Below are 17,425 nucleotides of genomic sequence, written 5' to 3'. Positions count from 1 at the left end.
AGAAATAGCCTTCCGGTTCGCCTAATGTAAATACGACCTTCATATTCAGAAATTACCCATATAAAAATGCATTTTGCGGTAAAAAAATTGTCGGGAAGCGGTTATTTACACATCCATTTGCCATTAATTCCCTGGACATATTCTCCCGGCCTGGCGCGCTCAACCAGTTTTTGCCCTGCCATCTTCGCCACCTCGTCCACGGGAAGATGATTGCTATCCGCTAACTGCTGATAACTGGCGCGGCGGGCATGATTGATATCAAGCACCAGCTTCTGGGTTTCGGCATCATTCTTTAAGGCCACCAGATAGCCATTCAGCGTTTCCCCAACCCGGCCCTGCGTGCGTGCTTCGTCCAGGGTTAAGGCCCACACAGAAGGTGTGAGCAAGCTCAGCGTCAGCACCCATAGCATTAAATACTTTTTCATTATGGCCTCAGAATAGATCGCTGCGTGATTTCAGGAGTTCTTCAACATCTTTATCGACTTTGATATGTATTTCATGCTCGATCTTTACATTCATGTTGATGGTAATCGGCTGTTCCGGCGCGGCGACTTCAATACGTGGCGTGCACCCCACCACGATAAATGACGCAAGCGCTGACAGCATGGCAATACTCATTTTCATTATTTATCCTCACAGTCCTTGTCTTTCCGACAAGGAGGTTGCGGCAACGCTGTATTTTGTTCAAGCCATGCCTGTAAATTGTCGCCAAAACGCAAACTGCGCCACAGCGTAAACACATTTTCTTCATGGGTATAGTTCAAGTTAACGATCGCGGTTTTACCATCTACCCGGCTTTTGCCGGTAATGGCCGCCTGCATCGTTAGCACGCCCAGGTTATCAACGTTAATTTTCGTCCACGAATGCGTAATCTCCATATAACGTAGCCAGTTAATCGCCGAGCCTGCCGTAACATTATCCTTCACCACCGCATCCGCAGTATCTTTATCGATACGCAACGTCATGGGCCCAGGATTCGTAAGCCAGCCATCTTTGATTATCCATTTTTCATTGTTCAGCCACAGCGGCAGCGCGCCGCTAACCGGACCAGACATGGCGAATTGCTTTGGATTTATGGCGCTAATCAATTTGCTGGATGAAATATTTTGCACCCGTAAAAGCGCCGGGTCGTGCTGCGGCATTCGCAACTGTTTCATAATGATTTGACCGCCCAGCACGTCTACGCTGACATCGCTTAGCAGTAATGGATTCGACTCGCTCCAGGGATAACCGCCCTGTAAATCAGCGGTGATATTTTTCGCCGTGACCTGGTTGACTATCCCGGCAATACGCAGCGAGACGGGCCCGCGCGTCCCCAATTGCCACGCGCCGTTGTGGAAGCGAAATGGCAGAATGAAATCGACGCCGTTGATTTTGTTATCCGGCATCCAGGCGCTACCGCCTTTTAACACGCCGTGTCCACCTGCTTCAAACCCCTGCCCCTGTGCGGCGGAAAAAGCCACCTGCGCATACAGTGAGCCTTCGCGCAGCGTCATTTTCCAGTTTGGTGGAAGCAACGGCTGGAAAACGATAAGCGACTGCTTCGGCCACCAGGCCTGTCCGCGAAGGCGTTCGCCATCCCAGCGCCCATTCAGCCGTACCGGCCCTATCGCCCCCGCCCGAAGGTCGCCTTTAAACTGAAACAGGGTTGGCTCGCGCCCTTCAACGCTAAAATTAATGGTAGAAGGCGGCAGCACGCTCCCGCTGGTAAATACAGTTTTTCCCGCCTCCAGAGACAGCGCGCCCTGTAGCGACGGCGTTGTGGCGTCGCGAACCCAGACAATAGGTTTATTAAGCACCAGTCTTGGCGATGTGACGGTCATTGCGCCATAGTGCAACTGATCAAAACCGGTGGACAAACTGGTCAACCTGATGGTGTTATCATGCCATTCGCCATGTCCGGCAATATCCCAGCGGGCGCGCATTGGCGTAAAGCTTCCTTGCCCCCAATAGCGCCACCGCCAGCGACCAGCATCAGGGAGAAAATCATTCGCCAGGCCATCAAGATGAAGAACGAAATCGCCCATCTCATTTTCATGCGCCCGTAAAATAGCCTGTAATCGACCATCAACGCCGCGCGGCGTCACCTTAACGCCCGCCAGCGGCCAACGAATTTCATCAATATCTAACGCATCAATCACCCGTCCGCGCGAGCGTAGCAATGCGCCAGGTGCAAAGGTGAGCTGCGGATCAGCCAGACTGCCGCGGAACATAGCGGGCAATACGGCATAAAAGATTAAATCCTTCTGTTTAGCCTCGCCGGTAAGCTGTAGAGGCATCTCACTGCTATCCATGCTGAGTTTTCCCGGGCCGATAGTCAGTACAGCGTTCGCTTTACCGGCATCGCCCTGGGTCAGAATATTCAGGCGTCCGCTGACTCGCGCATTATCCGGCCCGGCTTGCCAGTTATCGATATTAAAAGCCAGACGTCCGCTCAAGGGGAATCCCTGATATGGCCAGTTCCAGCGGCCATCGCTGATGGTAAGCCGCTGACGCGTTACCGCCCAGGGGAGATCGAGAATCGGGTCAGGATTACCTCGCGCCATCACGATGAGCTGTCCGGCGTTATCACGCCACTCCAGTTCCGCATCCACCAGCGACGGTTCCTGCGGCAGACGCAAGGTCGCTGCCGCATGACCGCTGACCGGCAGGCCATCCGGTACCAGCGGCAACATAAACTCCCCCGCCAGGCTAACGGGAGGCTGGTTGGCCAGCGCGGCGATCTCCAGTTGGCTCACCGTCAATGCCTGACCGCGTAGCTGCCCTTGAAATTTTACTTTTTCGCCCTGATAACGTATCTGCTGAATGACCGGCGTCATGGAGATCGCCAGCTTGCCCTGCCATTCCGGCCAGGGCGCGAGAATGACATTATCGATGTTAATCCAGGTATTGGGCAGCATTGACTGCCACTGCGCCAGCGTACGCGGCGCGGCGGGAGAAGCTTCCGTAGCGGGCAGTTTCGCCAGGCACGCGGCATCCAGTTTGAGGCTTTTAATATTCAGCAACCAACGGCTGGGATGCGTCAGTTCCGCCTGGGTAATATGCGCTAACGAACAATCATTGACCAGATAGCGAAGATCGGGAATCACTAACCCATGACGTGTCAGGCGTGGACTTTGTTCCAGAGCGATACGAGTACCGACGGGTAGCCAAATTCCCGCCAGAGTGGGAACCCACAGCCCGAGGGTCATCAGTAGCGTCAGAGGGACAAGAATCAGCAGTAACAGTAGCGCAAGGGCGGCTTTATATTTACCCTTCATGGGCCATTAATTTCCTGATTTAACGAAAAATTCAGTCGGCTATCTCTTTATTTTGGCATGATTGCCCGTACATAGCCTAATAGTTCATGTTGCAGGGGCGCCCTCCGGCTATTTGAGGCGTTGTGGAGAATGATAACCTAAAATTATTCATTATATGTATGACTATCAATTATTTTTGATTTTTTGTAAGATAATTTTAAGCATATTTGTGTGATTCTAACATCACTGGAGAAGGTCATATGAAACTCGCCGTCTATAGTACCAAACAGTATGACAAGAAATATCTACAGCAAGTGAACGAAGCGTTCGGTTTTGAACTGGAGTTTTTTGATTTTCTGCTGACCGAGAAAACAGCGAAAACCGCCAATGGATGTGAAGCAGTTTGTATCTTCGTGAATGACGACGGGAGCCGACCGGTACTGGAAGAGCTGAAAAAACACGGCGTGAAATACATCGCGCTGCGTTGCGCCGGATTTAATAATGTCGACCTGGATGCCGCTAAAGAGCTCGGTTTGCAGGTGGTCCGCGTGCCGGCTTATTCTCCGGAAGCCGTCGCTGAACATGCGATTGGCATGATGATGACATTGAACCGCCGTATTCACCGCGCTTATCAACGCACCCGCGACGCTAACTTTTCCCTTGAGGGACTGACCGGCTTTACCATGCACGGAAAAACCGCTGGCGTCATTGGTACCGGTAAAATCGGCGTCGCCGCGCTGCGTATCCTGAAAGGCTTTGGAATGCGTTTACTGGCGTTTGATCCCTATCCCAGCACCGCCGCGCTTGATCTCGGCGTCGAGTATGTGGATCTGCAAACGTTGTTTGCCGAATCGGATGTCATTTCCCTGCACTGCCCGCTCACGCCGGAAAACTACCATTTGCTGAACCATGCGGCATTCGATCAAATGAAAAATGGCGTTATGGTCATTAATACCAGTCGTGGCGCGCTGATTGATTCCCAGGCGGCTATCGAAGCTCTGAAGAATCAGAAAATCGGCTCGCTGGGGATGGATGTGTATGAAAACGAACGCGACCTGTTCTTTGAAGACAAGTCAAACGATGTTATCCAGGATGATGTTTTCCGCCGTCTGTCGGCCTGCCATAACGTACTGTTTACGGGGCATCAGGCATTCCTGACCGCAGAAGCGCTGATCAGCATCTCTGAAACCACGTTACAAAACTTAAGCCAGCTTGAGAATGGCGAAGCCTGCCCGAACGCGCTGTTCTAATCCTGTCGCTCCCCTGCGCTCAGGGGAGCATTTTCGGATAACCCCTGAAGATCTATCCGGTCATATCATTACTATAGTCAGTGTTAACTATCAGATTACAGAGAATATCAATGAAGAAAATCGTCACGCTGGTCGCCCTGAGCATCATAATGACGGGGTGTGTGAGCAGTGGAAAAGTGTCCGTCAAACGCGAGCAACTGGAGCACCACCGCTTTGTTCTGGAAAGCGTAAACGGTAAAACGGTCACCGGCCCGGAGCTCAGCTTTGGCGAGGACATGACGGTATCCGGCAAAATGTGCAATCAATTCACCGGCGAAGGAAAACTATCGGACGGCGAATTAAAAGTGAAAAATTTAGCGATGACCCGAATGATGTGCGCCGATCCGCAGCTTAATGCGCTGGACGGCACCCTCAGCGAGCTCTTCAGCAAAGGCGCGCAGGTCGATTTAACTGCGAACCAATTAACGCTGGCGACGGCAGAAACAACGCTAATGTATAAACTGGCGGATTTAGCGCACTAAGCCATTAAGTGAAAAGTTATACGCGTCAGGCGAAACGCCGCGCTTAGTAACTCCCGCAGCTTCCGGCGGCAAGCGACTGTTCGCTACAACGTTTGCCGTTGGGTAGCGCGCACATACCAATTACTGAACCATCAAGCTGCCGGGCCGCTGAAAGCGAACCGCCAATCATAGCGCAATTCGCTTCGCCGGCGCTGGACATCGCCGCTTTCATCCCTGGCGAAACATGCGCCGCGGTTGCCTGCTGAACAGGTTCGCTACTGCAAGCCGACAATAATAACGCGGCACATCCCACCCAAAACGCTGCGCGCATTTCTCTCCCCTCTGTTTATTCATCCAAACGACACCGCCCTAAATAATAGGCAGCAGAAACTAACGCGTCGAGAGGCAAAGCGCGCATTTATGCGCTTCATTAACATTTATTGGCAATTTTTTACGTCTTTTCGGCAAGAAATCGCCATTCTCCTCCCGCCAGGGACACAAAAGCGAAAATGGGGCTTGAAGGGCTTTGCTAAAATAAAAGGATAACTACAGGATGCGCTCACGATTATGCGTGTCCCTCTTTTTTGCGCAATGTAAGGGTGTCATATGCAAACAATTGACGGTAATGGCGCAGTAGCGTCGGTGGCGTTCCGTACCAGCGAGGTTATCGCCATTTACCCGATTACGCCCAGTTCAACAATGGCTGAACAAGCGGATGCCTGGGCCGGTAATGGGCTTAAAAATGTCTGGGGCGATACGCCGCGTGTGGTAGAGATGCAGTCGGAAGGCGGCGCGATCGCCGCCGTTCACGGTGCGTTACAAACCGGTTCGCTTTCTACGTCATTTACATCATCGCAGGGGCTGCTGCTGATGATTCCAACGCTGTATAAACTGGCGGGGCAGCTCACGCCGTTTGTACTGCACGTTGCCGCGCGCACCGTCGCCACACACGCGCTTTCTATTTTTGGCGACCATTCCGATGTGATGGCGGTCCGCCAGACAGGCTGCGCGATGTTATGCGCCGCCAGCGTTCAGGAAGCGCAGGATTTTGCGCTGATCGCACACAGGGCTACGCTGAAAAGCCGCGTTCCGTTTATTCATTTTTTTGATGGCTTCCGTACATCGCATGAAATCAACAAAATTATACCGCTAACGGATGAAACCATTCTGAACCTGATGCCGCAGGCGGAGATCGACGCTCACCGCGCCCGCGCGCTGAATCCGGAACATCCGGTGATTCGTGGAACTTCAGCGAATCCGGACACCTACTTCCAGTCTCGTGAAGCGACCAATCCGTGGTACAACGCCGTTTATGATCATGTTGAAGAGGCGATGAAGGCATTTGGCGACGCTACGGGCCGCCACTACCAGCCATTTGAATATTATGGTCATCCCCAGGCTGAACGCGTCATCATTATGATGGGCTCCGCCCTCGGCACCTGCGAAGAGGTCGTGGACGAGCTACTGATACGCGGAGAAAAGGTCGGCGTTCTGAAAGTCCGTCTGTTCCGCCCCTTCTCCGCCAAACACTTGTTACAGGCATTACCGGAAACCGTTCGCGCTATCGCCGTGCTCGATCGCACTAAAGAGCCAGGCGCGCAGGCCGAGCCACTTTATCTGGACGTGATGACCGCACTGGCGGAGGCCTTTAATAATGGCGAGCGCGAAACATTACCGCGCACCATTGGCGGCCGTTATGGGCTATCATCCAAAGAGTTCGGCCCGGCGTGCGTACTGGCGGTCTTTAATGAACTCAGCCGCGCGAAACCCAAACCACGGTTTACGGTGGGCATTTATGATGACGTCACTAATCTCTCGCTGCCATTACCGGAAAATACCCTGCCCGGCAGCGCTAAACTTGAAGCGTTATTTTACGGTCTGGGAAGCGACGGCAGCGTATCCGCCACGAAAAATAATATTAAAATTATCGGTAATTCTACGCCGTGGTATGCGCAAGGTTATTTCGTTTATGACTCTAAAAAAGCTGGCGGGCTCACGGTATCGCACCTGCGCGTCAGCGAAAAACCCATTCGTTCCGCTTACTTAATTGCTCAGGCGGATTTTGTCGGCTGCCATCAATTACAGTTTATCGATAAATATCAGATGGCGGAACGTCTGAAGCCAGGCGGTATCTTTCTGCTTAATACGCCGTACAGCGCCGACGAGGTCTGGCCGCGTCTGCCGCAAGAAGTTCAGGCGGTGTTGAATCAGAAAAAGGCGCGTTTTTACGTGGTTAACGCGGCGAAAATCGCCCGCGAATGTGGACTTGGTGCCCGCATCAATACCGTCATGCAAATGGCTTTCTTCCACCTGACGCATATTCTTCCGGGCGATAGCGCCCTGGTTGAGCTGCAGGGCGCGATTGCCAAAAGCTATAGCAGCAAAGGTCAGGATCTGGTTGAGCGTAACTGGCAGGCATTGGCTCTGGCGCAGGAATCGCTGGCGGAAGTGCCGTTGCAGGCGGTTAATCCGCACAGCGCGCATCGCCCGCCGGTTGTCTCCGACGCCGCGCCGGATTTCGTGAAAACCGTTACCGCCGCCATGTTGGCGGGCCTCGGCGACGCACTGCCTGTTTCCGCCCTGCCGCCGGACGGAACATGGCCGATGGGCACCACCCGCTGGGAAAAACGCAATATCGCCGAAGAGATTCCTGTCTGGAAAGAGGAGCTGTGTACACAATGTAATCACTGCGTCGCCGCCTGCCCTCACTCGGCGATTCGTGCGAAAGTCGTTTCCCCGCAGGCGATGGAGAACGCGCCAGCCAGTCTGCATTCGCTGGACGTGAAGTCCCGCGATATGCGCGGCCAGAAATATGTGCTGCAGGTCGCGCCGGAAGACTGTACTGGCTGTAATTTATGCGTAGAGGTCTGCCCGGCTAAAGATCGGCAAAATCCACAGATCAAGGCGATTAACATGATGTCGCGCCTTGAGCATGTGGAAGAAGAGAAAGTGAATTATGACTTTTTCCTCGACTTGCCGGAAATCGATCGCAGCAAACTGGAACGAATTGATATCCGCACGTCGCAGCTCATTACGCCGCTGTTTGAATATTCCGGCGCCTGTTCCGGCTGCGGTGAAACGCCGTATATTAAACTGCTGACTCAGTTATATGGCGACAGAATGTTAATCGCTAACGCCACGGGGTGTTCCTCTATTTACGGCGGTAACTTACCCTCTACGCCTTATACCACTGATGCCAACGGGCGCGGCCCGGCATGGGCGAATTCGTTATTTGAAGATAACGCGGAATTTGGCCTCGGTTTCCGTCTGAGCGTGGATCAGCACCGGGCGCGCGTCATGCGTTTACTGGCGCAATTCGCCGATCGCATTCCGGCGGAATTAAACGATGCTCTGCATACCGAAGCAACGCCTGACGTTCGGCGTGAACAGGTCGCCGCATTACGCCAACATCTGAAATCGGTTGCGGGCGCAGAGGAACTGTTAAAGGATGCTGATGCGCTGGTAGAAAAATCAATCTGGCTGATTGGCGGCGATGGTTGGGCATACGACATCGGCTTTGGCGGTTTAGACCATGTGTTAAGCCTGACGGAGAATGTCAATATTCTGGTTCTGGATACGCAGTGTTATTCCAATACTGGCGGCCAGGCGTCGAAGGCGACGCCGCTTGGCGCCGTCACTAAATTTGGCGAACATGGCAAGCGTAAAGCCCGTAAAGATCTTGGCGTCAGCATGATGATGTATGGTCATGTTTATGTCGCGCAAATTTCGCTGGGCGCGCAGTTAAACCAGACGGTGAAAGCCATCCAGGAGGCCGAAGCCTGGCCAGGGCCGTCGCTGATCATTGCCTATAGCCCCTGTGAGGAACATGGTTACGATCTGGCGCTAAGTCATGACCAGATGCGCCAGTTAACGGCGACTGGTTTCTGGCCGTTATACCGCTTTGATCCCCGCCGTGCGGATGAAGGCAAGCCGCCGCTGGCTCTGGACTCTCGGCCACCGTCTGATGCCCTGGCGGAAACGTTGCTTAATGAACAGCGTTTCCGTCGCCTGAATGCGCAACAGCCTGAAGTAGCTGAACAATTATGGCGGGATGCCGCATTGGATTTGCAAAAACGCTATGACTTTCTTGCCTTGCTGGCAGGAAAAGCGGAAAAACCCGGCGCAGATTAAAAAATATTCTAAGGATTAGCCTGGAAACAAAAAAAGCCCGAACATCCGTTCGGGCTTGTCAATTTATACGCTGGAAAGCAAAGGTTAACGCAATGGCCCAGCGACAAAATGAATATGTGACAATAAAGGCATATAACAGGCGTAGAATATCGTAACCGAATGATATTGTATAATTTTTATTTCATATAATACCCCCAAAAGCATTCGTATAAATTATATCTATTTCACTGCGAATTATTTCATTAATTATTGAATTAAACGGTAACATCTCTTTTTAGGTCTTTCCTGACAAGGCAGAAATAACGTTTTAACGTCAACTCGCTGATTATTTACGTGGAATACGCGTAATATTACGTCGCCCTCCCCTGTAGGCAGTCCCCGCAGAGTATCGTGGAGCAGCACCTAAAATGTGACGTATGTCATTGTACATAAAGTGCCTTTAGGGAGTAGAATTTCAGTGGATACTTAAACAGGAGGTTTTATGAACAGAACGATTCTTGTACCCATCGATATTTCAGATTCAGAATTAACTCAACGCGTGATTTCGCATGTTGAAGCCGAAGCAAAGATTGACGACGCTAAAGTGCACTTTTTGACTGTAATCCCGTCTTTGCCCTATTACGCTTCCCTGGGACTGGCTTATTCAGCAGAGCTTCCCGCAATGGACGATTTGAAAGCCGAAGCCAAATCTCAACTGGAAGCGATTATCAAGAAATTCAACCTTCCCGCGGACCGCGTGCAGGCGCACGTGGCAGAAGGCTCTCCTAAAGATAAGATTCTGGAAATGGCAAAAAAATTACCGGCCGATATGGTGATTATCGCCTCGCATCGTCCGGATATTACTACCTATCTGTTGGGTTCCAACGCCGCAGCCGTTGTGCGTCATGCGGAATGCTCCGTACTGGTAGTGCGCTAAATACCCGAGCCCGCATAAGAGAGTGCGGGCTCAAATCAACCATCATCATCGCCTAGTGACTGACGCTTTTTGAAAACAGATTGATTACGATTACGCCGCAGATGATAAGCAACATGCCAATAATAGCCGGCACATCCAGTTTTTGGCCAAGAAACAACCATCCTATCAATCCAATAAGAACAATCCCTACCCCAGACCAAATGGCATAAATGATACCCGCAGGGATGGTTCGCATAGGGATGGTAAGGCACCAGAACGCGATACAATATCCGATGATGGTAACGATGCTCGGTACCAGACGCGTAAAACTATCCGATAATTTTAATGAGATCGTGGCGATAACTTCTACCACGATGGCGATAAATAGAAAGATTACAGCTTCTTTAGTCATACATCTCTTCGTTCCGATATTTTTCTGGTCGTGGTGACATCTTAATTAATACGGATGACAGAATAAAGACGCTTTTGAACCATTGCGTATCTTGCAGTAACATACTTCAAGTTGCATGTGCTGCGGCTGCGTTCCCTTACCCCAGTCACTTACTTGAGTAAGCTCCTGGGGATTCGCTCGCTTCCCGCCTTCCTGCAACTCGAATTATTTAGAATATAAAAGCAATCTTTCATACACGAGGGATAACTACAATAAACCCGTTCAGGATTTATGATTACTTAGAAGCGTTTGCCTGCCCTATATTTTCTGCATTACCATATGTCCTGTCAATTATACCAACAGGGTCCACTGGTGTGTTTTTTGGCATAACCCAGCCGCTTTCACTGACGCTACCTCGTGTAAGATATTTGACTTTTGCCCTAACGATAATAAGATAATGTTCCCTGCTGAACCTGTCTGCAACACTAAGATCCGTGGTATATTCAGGTACGATTCTTCCACTTCGAACCTGCTCTTTGGCTATTTCAGCAGAGACAGGCAATACCTCTACATCGGTCCCCTCAATACCTCCTGCAGTTTTAAAGCTAACAATATTTTCAGCCTGCGGACCTATTGTACCTCGGCATAACACAACTTCGGTCTCCCCTGCTGCTGCATCCCCACTCTGGTATTTCTTATAAATACTTTGTACATTTTCTTCTGATGTAGGGTATAAATCTTCTGACAGGGAGGCCAGTATATCTTCCAGTAGGGGTGAATCATCCGAAATTTCCAGAAGTTCTTCATCATAACCCACGTCTCCTTCTCTTAACTCTGAATAAGGCTTATCAATATGGCGAATAAGCCCCCCACCTTTCAGCCCTGACGCCTGATAAAATCGTCCATCAGAAGATCGGTAAAATGTCATAGCTGAATTTTTTCCGCTATCCGAATAGGTTGCCTGATACGTTTGTGAATTTGGTTCTTTAGTTAAAACGAGCTCTCTATCGCCATATTTTATCGTATTAGGCGCTTCCGTTGACAGCGGTGGATATGAGGCTTGTTTTCTGTAAAAGCCTTCTCCTGACGGTTTGTAATAACCATACGTTTGTTTATCAAAACCGGTAGCGCGATGGAGCCCATCGTTTCCCGCTGGACCTAACTCAAGAACTTTCTGACTACTTTTTTGATAAATAAAATCTGTATTTTCTATTGACTCTATAATTTTATAATTACTCCCTTTTTGAATCGGCGCTCGTATTACACCTCTTTGTATTTTATTTTCAACAAATCGGAGACCCGTATACTTTGCATTTGCGGCTCTTTCTGTGAACTTCGCTCCTGCAACAGGAACAGCCTCCATACCGATACGAATAATATCCTGTACGTAACCGCATACATCCGCAGAGTTTTCCACAACAGCCCGGTTAAGAATACTGCTGGTACCAGCCAGTGCGTTAAAACCAGGGACAATACTCATTACAATATTCCAGACCGTTCCTAAGAGGTGAAGTCCTGCTCTTGCAGCCGGACTTAATGAGGAAGTTGTGCGATGATGTATAGTATCATCAAGATCAAAACTCAGCTCAATTAATCCTCCCAACCCCTCCTGAATAATCTTATTAAATCCATAAACGAATTGTTGACCGCCATTCATGGAGGAAACTTTCTCCTTGAACGATTCGAGAGACTGAGCCTGTTTCTCATGTTGTTCTTCTAATGTCAGCCAGCTGCTTTGCGCAATATCACTGATCTCATGAATAAGCCCAATAACGGCCTCTCGCACCATTTTGTTGGTGTCCATTAGTCCTAAAATATCACACTCCTGCATATGTTCCTTCATATGAGTCTCTGCTCGATAATATTTCTCCGCCCAGTTTAGCTGCTTATTGATCGCGGCTTTCATTAACGAAATTAAAGGATCGTTGCTTTTGGGAAGTATTGATTTAACACCGTTGGAAAATTTATTATTAACTACAATTTTTCTTGCTATTGTGTTTATTTTTTTATCATCAACCGGTACCTTTATCTTTGCACACCAAAAAATAATATGACGCATAATAATAAAATTATTTTTTATGCCTTTAGGGCTAAGCAATACTCTATCACCACCATTGCTGGATAAATGGTGTATCACTAATTGAACTAGCTTATAAAGATGACTCATCCTTTTTTTATTAAAAGCGCTCTTTCCTCTTTCTTGTCTATTGAAGGATACTATTTCTAACGCTGTAATAATAGCCTCCTTACCATAGAAAACCTCAAAACTTGAACCAGAAATGTCAGGAAACTTTTCATACAGGACTTTCGTATAATGGCTTTCCCTTGTCCATAAAGGCCTGTCTATCATGGGTGGTGCAGAATCAGTGCTGAAAGGCAAAGGATGAACCAGCATATCACGCGCCATTAGCTCATATATTTTATATTGGTGTTGAATGTTTTCTCTTACAAAAGATAAAAAAGAAACGAAACTTCCCTCACCGAGAACAATGAGACGATCACTTAAATGGACTAAAAGACCTTTAAACATATATTCAGCAGCAATAGCTCTTCCATCATGCGTCCACTGCCCAGTTTGAGAAAATGCAAGTAATTCATGATAGCCTCTTTTATAACTATTTGCCTCTTGTTCTTTTCCAAGTAGTTTGAGTATTGCGATAAGAGGTCCTCCTGCTACAGATGTCAAATGATCAAATATGCCATCTAACACCTTACCTAGCGGATGAGGCTCCGTATTTGGGGCAGTATGGTCCTCCGGGAGAGCCCTTTCATATCTCTGTAATTCTTTAACGGGTAAAAAATCATTCTCACCTTCTGAATTACCATTTTTTATCCTATAATCACCAGATGTTACTGCTAATCTTGATGATAATAACAAACCAGTTACTGCAATTTTTTTAATACTCCTGTCCATTTTATGAACAGTTACTGACTGAGCATGATTGCGGCTATGAGAAGATAAGAAAATTTGCCTTTGAATTTCCTTTCCCTCAGATATAATTTGCTCAGTACTTTTAGGTGGAACAGTTACGCTATCCACATTAAATAGCTCATGTTCACCACTCATCGTTACCTGAGAAAAACACGCCGATGTATGTGCAATTGCAGCGGGATCAATCTCTTTATAAATAACATTGGCGTAAATGTTTGTAACTTCACCGTTTGCATTTAAATGATCGTGCAAAATATATTTTAGAAATAGATCTAACAACAATTTTTCTGATGTGATTCCATTTACACAGTTGTGAAAGTCAGGGGAAATTGGATAACCGTTTTTATCAAATGGAAGCGATAAATATCCTCGCCCCTCATCAATATTTTCGTAACTATAATCTGGAGATATCTTTACCTCACATTTATTGGTGTCTACATCGTCATTTATGCTGCGCTCTACTTTATAATTAACCAACCTACGGAAGGTTGCACTATTTGAATAATAAAAATCCAATGTTGATTTAATATCTTCACATATAATTTCATGTATTGGCTCAAAGAAGAAGTCATAAATATTTAAGCTGTTCTTTTCTTCATCTTTGGCCATCTCATCCAGCTTAATATATTCTACTGGTAAATTAGACACTTGTTCATGAAAGATATCGTCCTGATAAAGTCCATCCAACATTGAAAGGTACGGTATGGTATCCCAACTTCTGATAGCTTGTATCTGTACCGTCTGCTGTGATTCTCTGGTTGATATATCACTTACTGTTATACGCATTACGTTCTCCAGTCAGAATTATGGTATACATCATAAGATGTAGATATCAGGTAGCAATTCTCATCGCAAATCATTTGTCTGAACTGTATATATGAAACAGGCTATTTTTAATTCAATACGACCATCAGAATAGGCAAGAAAATTTTAAATAGCATACGGTAAACTGATCTTACCCAACGATAATTAAACACTCTGCATTATCTTATTAGATAATAAAATACTGATACCGTATTTTATATCGCCAATAAAAGAGCAAAAAGGGTGTGCCGAATATCACTTTACACCTGTCCCGGTTCACCCCACGGAACCACTTGAAACGTACCATCATCAGGACGCAGCAGCGCCTGAATTTCAGTTGAGCCCGTCACTTCTTAACGGGCCTGTCTGCATGATGTATACAGTTGACAATATCCGAAGGTACTATCTCTATTAAAACGTGCTGGCATTCGTCGCCGTAATCCGTACCATACGCGACATACTTTTGCCTGCTGGCTGTTGACGGCAGGAGCGAACCGGCATTTATCGCCAGCCAAATGGGGCATGAAACTGCACAGATGGTGTATGAAATTTACGGTATGTAGATTGATGACATGAACGACGAACAAGTAGCGATGTTGAATGTGCGGTTATCGTAGTTGCAAAGTTTGCCCCCAATTTGCCCCATTTAGTACCAGAGAACTGAAATAATGCAAGAAATTCAAAAGAATACAAAGAAAGAACAATACAACCTGAACAAGTTGCAAAAGCGCCTGCGCCGTAACGTTGGCGAAGCGATTGCCGATTTTAATATGATTGAAGAAGGCGATCGCATTATGGTTTGCCTTTCTGGCGGCAAAGATAGCTATACGATGCTGGAAATTTTACGTAATTTGCAGCAAAGCGCCCCGATCAATTTTTCACTGGTCGCCGTCAATCTCGATCAAAAGCAGCCAGGTTTTCCGGAGCATATCCTGCCAGCCTACCTTGAGCAGCTGGGCGTAGAATATAAAATCGTCGAAGAAAACACCTACGGCATTGTGAAAGAGAAGATTCCGGAAGGAAAAACCACCTGCTCGCTGTGCTCGCGTTTGCGTCGGGGTATCCTGTATCGTACTGCGACTGAACTGGGCGCGACCAAAATCGCCCTGGGCCACCATCGCGACGATATTCTGCAAACCCTGTTTCTGAATATGTTCTATGGCGGAAAAATGAAAGGGATGCCGCCGAAGCTGATGAGCGATGACGGCAAACATATCGTGATCCGCCCGCTGGCTTACTGCCGCGAGAAAGATATTATCCGTTTTGCTGAGGCCAAAGCCTTTCCTATCATTCCTTGTAATCTGTGCGGTTCGCAACCCAACCTGCAACGCCAGGTGATTGCCGACATGCTACGCGACTGGGATAAGCGCTATCCTGGACGGATCGAGACGATGTTTAGCGCCATGCAGAATGTCGTGCCGTCTCACCTTTGTGACACTAACCTGTTCGATTTCAAAGGGATCACTCACGGTTCCGAGGTCGTCGACGGCGGCGATTTAGCGTTCGATCGTGAAGAGATTCCATTGCAGCCCGCTGGCTGGCAGCCGGAAGAAGATGACACCTCCTTAGAGGCGTTGCGGCTTGATGTTATCGAAGTGAAATAATCTGCAGGCGTCTCAGCACCCGCTGAGACGCCATGCTATCGATCATTTTAATAGCCGTACCCGGCATGACTTGCCTTTGATCTTCCCGTTTTGCAACTGCTTCCAGGCTTTTTGCGCTACTGCTTGACGTACGGCGACGTAAACGTGCATGGGATGCACGTTAATTTTGCCAATATCCGCCCCGTCTAATCCAATATCGCCGGTCAGCGCGCCCAAAATATCTCCCGGACGCATTTTCGCTTTTTTGCCGCCGTCAATGCATAGGGTAGCCATCTCTGCGGCCAGAGGGAGTAACGGCTGCCGGGCGGGCGCATTCAGCCAGTTCAGCTTGAGTTGCAGCATTTCTGAAAGAATATTCGCCCGCTGCGCCTCTTCCGGCGCGCAGAAACTGATCGCCAGGCCGCTACTTCCCGCGCGCGCCGTACGGCCAATACGGTGGACATGCACCTCTGGATCCCAGGCCAGTTCATAGTTAACCACCAGTTCGAGCGATTTAATGTCTAATCCTCGCGCGGCAACGTCGGTGGCAACCAGAATGCGCGCGCTACCATTTGCAAAACGCACCAACGTCTGGTCGCGGTCGCGTTGTTCCAGATCGCCGTGGAGCGCCAACGCGCTTTGTCCTACCGCATTAAGCGCATCACAAACGGCCTGACAATCTTTTTTGGTATTGCAAAACACCACGCAGGACGCTGGCTGATGCTGGCTAAGCAACGTTTGTAGCAGCGAAATCTTTTCATGCGCAGACGTTTCGAAGAACTGTTGTTCGATAGCCGGTAGCGCATCTACCGTATCGATTTCAATACGTATTGGCTGCTGCTGTACACGACCGCTAATCGCCGCAATGGCCTCAGGCCAGGTTGCTGAAAACAATAACGTCTGGCGCGTCGCAGGCGCAAAGCGGATCACCTCATCAATGGCGTCACTGAATCCCATGTCCAGCATTCGGTCTGCTTCATCCATTACCAGAATGTGCAGCGCATCCAGCGATACGGTTTCTTTTTGTAAATGATCCAGCAGGCGCCCCGGCGTCGCGACAATGATATGCGGAGCGTGCTGAAGCGAGTCGCGCTGTACACCAAAGGGCTGCCCGCCACACAAGGTCAGAATTTTGGTATTTGGCAGAAAACGGGCCAGGCGACGTAACTCTCCGGCAACCTGATCCGCCAGCTCCCGCGTCGGACACAGCACTAACGCCTGTGTCTGGAACAGACTGACGTCAATTCGATGCAAGAGCCCAAGACCAAACGCCGCCGTTTTGCCGCTACCGGTCCTGGCCTGCACACGCACATCATTTCCCGCCAGAATGACGGGTAATGCTGCGGCCTGAACAGGCGTCATCTCAAGATAGCCCAGCTCAGTAAGGTTATTGAGCTGGGCGGCGGGCAAAACATTCAGGGTTGAAAAAGCGGTCACAATTTACTCTCGCGGTAACGACTCATAGTCAGCAGGCGCGTATCCTCGCAGATCCGGGCGTTTGATGCGACATTTTAATCGGTTCTTCGTCCGGCGGCGGGTCGGGCATCGGCTGAGGACGGGGAAGCGGCTCAGGAATGGGAACAGGGTCAGTGGGAATCGGGTCCGACAAGGACGAGTGTAGATATAATAAGGTCAAAAGACAGCTCATATTACCCTCCAGAATGTCAATCAGACTCTTAAAGGGTAGACGCTGATATCCT

Annotated in this window: 14 protein-coding genes and 1 pseudogene; 7 read left to right on the top strand and 8 right to left on the bottom strand. The window is 48.9% G+C overall.

Translation table 11 applies throughout. The features are described from left to right. Positions 1-101: 101 nt before the first annotated feature. From NAZ64_RS01105 to NAZ64_RS01095, 3 genes are read right to left on the bottom strand one after another with little or no spacing between them, the layout of a single operon-like run. Positions 102-425, bottom strand: coding sequence for a YdbL family probable chaperone protein (locus NAZ64_RS01105; protein ID WP_220569874.1), 324 nt, complete (start codon positions 423-425; stop codon positions 102-104). 7 nt (positions 426-432) lie between these two features. Continuing rightward, complete coding sequence (locus tag NAZ64_RS01100) at positions 433-624, bottom strand: YnbE family lipoprotein (RefSeq protein ID WP_000784063.1); 192 nt, start codon at positions 622-624, stop codon at positions 433-435. Beyond that, entirely contained in the window at positions 624-3,260 is a 2,637-nt protein-coding gene (locus NAZ64_RS01095) for a YdbH family protein (protein ID WP_483640844.1), read from the bottom strand. Before NAZ64_RS01095 ends, NAZ64_RS01100 begins: the two co-directional genes overlap by 1 nt. Before the next feature lie 239 nt (positions 3,261-3,499). Here NAZ64_RS01095 and ldhA point away from each other — a divergent pair, with 239 nt between their 5' ends. Together ldhA and hslJ are read left to right on the top strand one after the other, a co-directional pair. Next, positions 3,500-4,489, top strand: coding sequence for a D-lactate dehydrogenase (ldhA, locus tag NAZ64_RS01090; protein WP_024797914.1), 990 nt, complete (start codon positions 3,500-3,502; stop codon positions 4,487-4,489). A gap of 110 nt (positions 4,490-4,599) precedes the next feature. After that, complete coding sequence (hslJ, locus tag NAZ64_RS01085; protein ID WP_000725242.1) at positions 4,600-5,010, top strand: heat shock protein HslJ; 411 nt, start codon at positions 4,600-4,602, stop codon at positions 5,008-5,010. Positions 5,011-5,053: 43 nt separating this feature from the next. On the opposite strand, the gene NAZ64_RS01080 is transcribed toward hslJ, so the two are convergent. After that, on the bottom strand, positions 5,054-5,320 hold the full coding sequence (locus NAZ64_RS01080; protein ID WP_001200680.1) for a putative hemolysin: 267 nt from the start codon (positions 5,318-5,320) through the stop codon (positions 5,054-5,056). Here NAZ64_RS01080 and NAZ64_RS01075 point away from each other — a divergent pair. The 3 genes from NAZ64_RS01075 (at position 5,224) to uspF (ending at position 10,036) form a co-directional block, all read left to right on the top strand. Next, positions 5,224-5,535 (top strand): hypothetical protein, encoded by a 312-nt coding sequence (locus NAZ64_RS01075; RefSeq protein ID WP_031601775.1) that lies wholly within the window; start codon positions 5,224-5,226, stop codon positions 5,533-5,535. The two genes, NAZ64_RS01080 and NAZ64_RS01075, sit on opposite strands and share 97 nt — an antisense overlap. 60 nt (positions 5,536-5,595) lie before the next feature. Further along, positions 5,596-9,120, top strand: a complete 3,525-nt coding sequence (gene nifJ / locus NAZ64_RS01070; RefSeq protein WP_024797913.1) for a pyruvate:ferredoxin (flavodoxin) oxidoreductase — start codon at positions 5,596-5,598, stop codon at positions 9,118-9,120. Between the two features lie 481 nt (positions 9,121-9,601). Further along, on the top strand, positions 9,602-10,036 hold the full coding sequence (uspF, locus tag NAZ64_RS01065; RefSeq protein WP_001082296.1) for a universal stress protein UspF: 435 nt from the start codon (positions 9,602-9,604) through the stop codon (positions 10,034-10,036). Positions 10,037-10,088: 52 nt separating this feature from the next. Here the strand turns inward: uspF and NAZ64_RS01060 are convergent, their stop codons facing one another. Continuing rightward, complete coding sequence (locus NAZ64_RS01060; protein WP_000159237.1) at positions 10,089-10,427, bottom strand: SMR family transporter; 339 nt, start codon at positions 10,425-10,427, stop codon at positions 10,089-10,091. Positions 10,428-10,701: 274 nt separating this feature from the next. Further along, complete coding sequence (locus tag NAZ64_RS01055; RefSeq protein WP_411022297.1) at positions 10,702-14,124, bottom strand: DUF4765 family protein; 3,423 nt, start codon at positions 14,122-14,124, stop codon at positions 10,702-10,704. 429 nt (positions 14,125-14,553) lie between these two features. On the opposite strand from NAZ64_RS01055, the pseudogene NAZ64_RS01050 reads away from it, so the two are divergent. Together NAZ64_RS01050 and ttcA are read left to right on the top strand one after the other, a co-directional pair. Beyond that, positions 14,554-14,705 (top strand): annotated as a pseudogene (locus NAZ64_RS01050) (tyrosine-type recombinase/integrase); the annotation flags it as partial. 105 nt (positions 14,706-14,810) lie between these two features. Then, positions 14,811-15,746 (top strand): tRNA 2-thiocytidine(32) synthetase TtcA, encoded by a 936-nt coding sequence (gene ttcA, locus NAZ64_RS01045; protein WP_001156210.1) that lies wholly within the window; start codon positions 14,811-14,813, stop codon positions 15,744-15,746. A gap of 42 nt (positions 15,747-15,788) precedes the next feature. Here ttcA and dbpA read toward each other — a convergent pair whose 3' ends face one another. Together dbpA and ynaL are read right to left on the bottom strand one after the other, a co-directional pair. Next, positions 15,789-17,162 (bottom strand): ATP-dependent RNA helicase DbpA, encoded by a 1,374-nt coding sequence (gene dbpA, locus NAZ64_RS01040; protein ID WP_220569871.1) that lies wholly within the window; start codon positions 17,160-17,162, stop codon positions 15,789-15,791. A gap of 28 nt (positions 17,163-17,190) precedes the next feature. Further along, positions 17,191-17,373: a proline-rich small protein YnaL gene (gene ynaL / locus NAZ64_RS01035; protein ID WP_001670836.1), complete on the bottom strand. Its 183-nt coding sequence runs from the start codon at positions 17,371-17,373 to the stop codon at positions 17,191-17,193. Between the last annotated feature and the right edge of the window lie 52 nt (positions 17,374-17,425).

This window comes from Salmonella sp. A1325, from assembly GCF_056991255.1.
Note: the sequence above shows the minus strand (reverse complement) of the source record. Positions and strands in the feature narration are given on the sequence as shown.

Excerpts from the sequence above, each read along its gene's own strand:
- NAZ64_RS01105 (WP_220569874.1), bottom strand. The coding sequence starts at position 425 with ATGAAAAAGTATTTAATGCTATGGGTGCTGACGCTGAGCTTGCTCACA.
- NAZ64_RS01100 (WP_000784063.1), bottom strand. The coding sequence starts at position 624 with ATGAAAATGAGTATTGCCATGCTGTCAGCGCTTGCGTCATTTATCGTG.
- NAZ64_RS01095 (WP_483640844.1), bottom strand. The coding sequence starts at position 3,260 with ATGAAGGGTAAATATAAAGCCGCCCTTGCGCTACTGTTACTGCTGATT.
- ldhA (WP_024797914.1), top strand. The coding sequence starts at position 3,500 with ATGAAACTCGCCGTCTATAGTACCAAACAGTATGACAAGAAATATCTA.
- hslJ (WP_000725242.1), top strand. The coding sequence starts at position 4,600 with ATGAAGAAAATCGTCACGCTGGTCGCCCTGAGCATCATAATGACGGGG.
- NAZ64_RS01080 (WP_001200680.1), bottom strand. The coding sequence starts at position 5,320 with ATGCGCGCAGCGTTTTGGGTGGGATGTGCCGCGTTATTATTGTCGGCT.
- nifJ (WP_024797913.1), top strand. The coding sequence starts at position 5,596 with ATGCAAACAATTGACGGTAATGGCGCAGTAGCGTCGGTGGCGTTCCGT.
- uspF (WP_001082296.1), top strand. The coding sequence starts at position 9,602 with ATGAACAGAACGATTCTTGTACCCATCGATATTTCAGATTCAGAATTA.
- NAZ64_RS01060 (WP_000159237.1), bottom strand. The coding sequence starts at position 10,427 with ATGACTAAAGAAGCTGTAATCTTTCTATTTATCGCCATCGTGGTAGAA.
- NAZ64_RS01055 (WP_411022297.1), bottom strand. The coding sequence starts at position 14,124 with ATGCGTATAACAGTAAGTGATATATCAACCAGAGAATCACAGCAGACG.
- ttcA (WP_001156210.1), top strand. The coding sequence starts at position 14,811 with ATGCAAGAAATTCAAAAGAATACAAAGAAAGAACAATACAACCTGAAC.
- ynaL (WP_001670836.1), bottom strand. The coding sequence starts at position 17,373 with ATGAGCTGTCTTTTGACCTTATTATATCTACACTCGTCCTTGTCGGAC.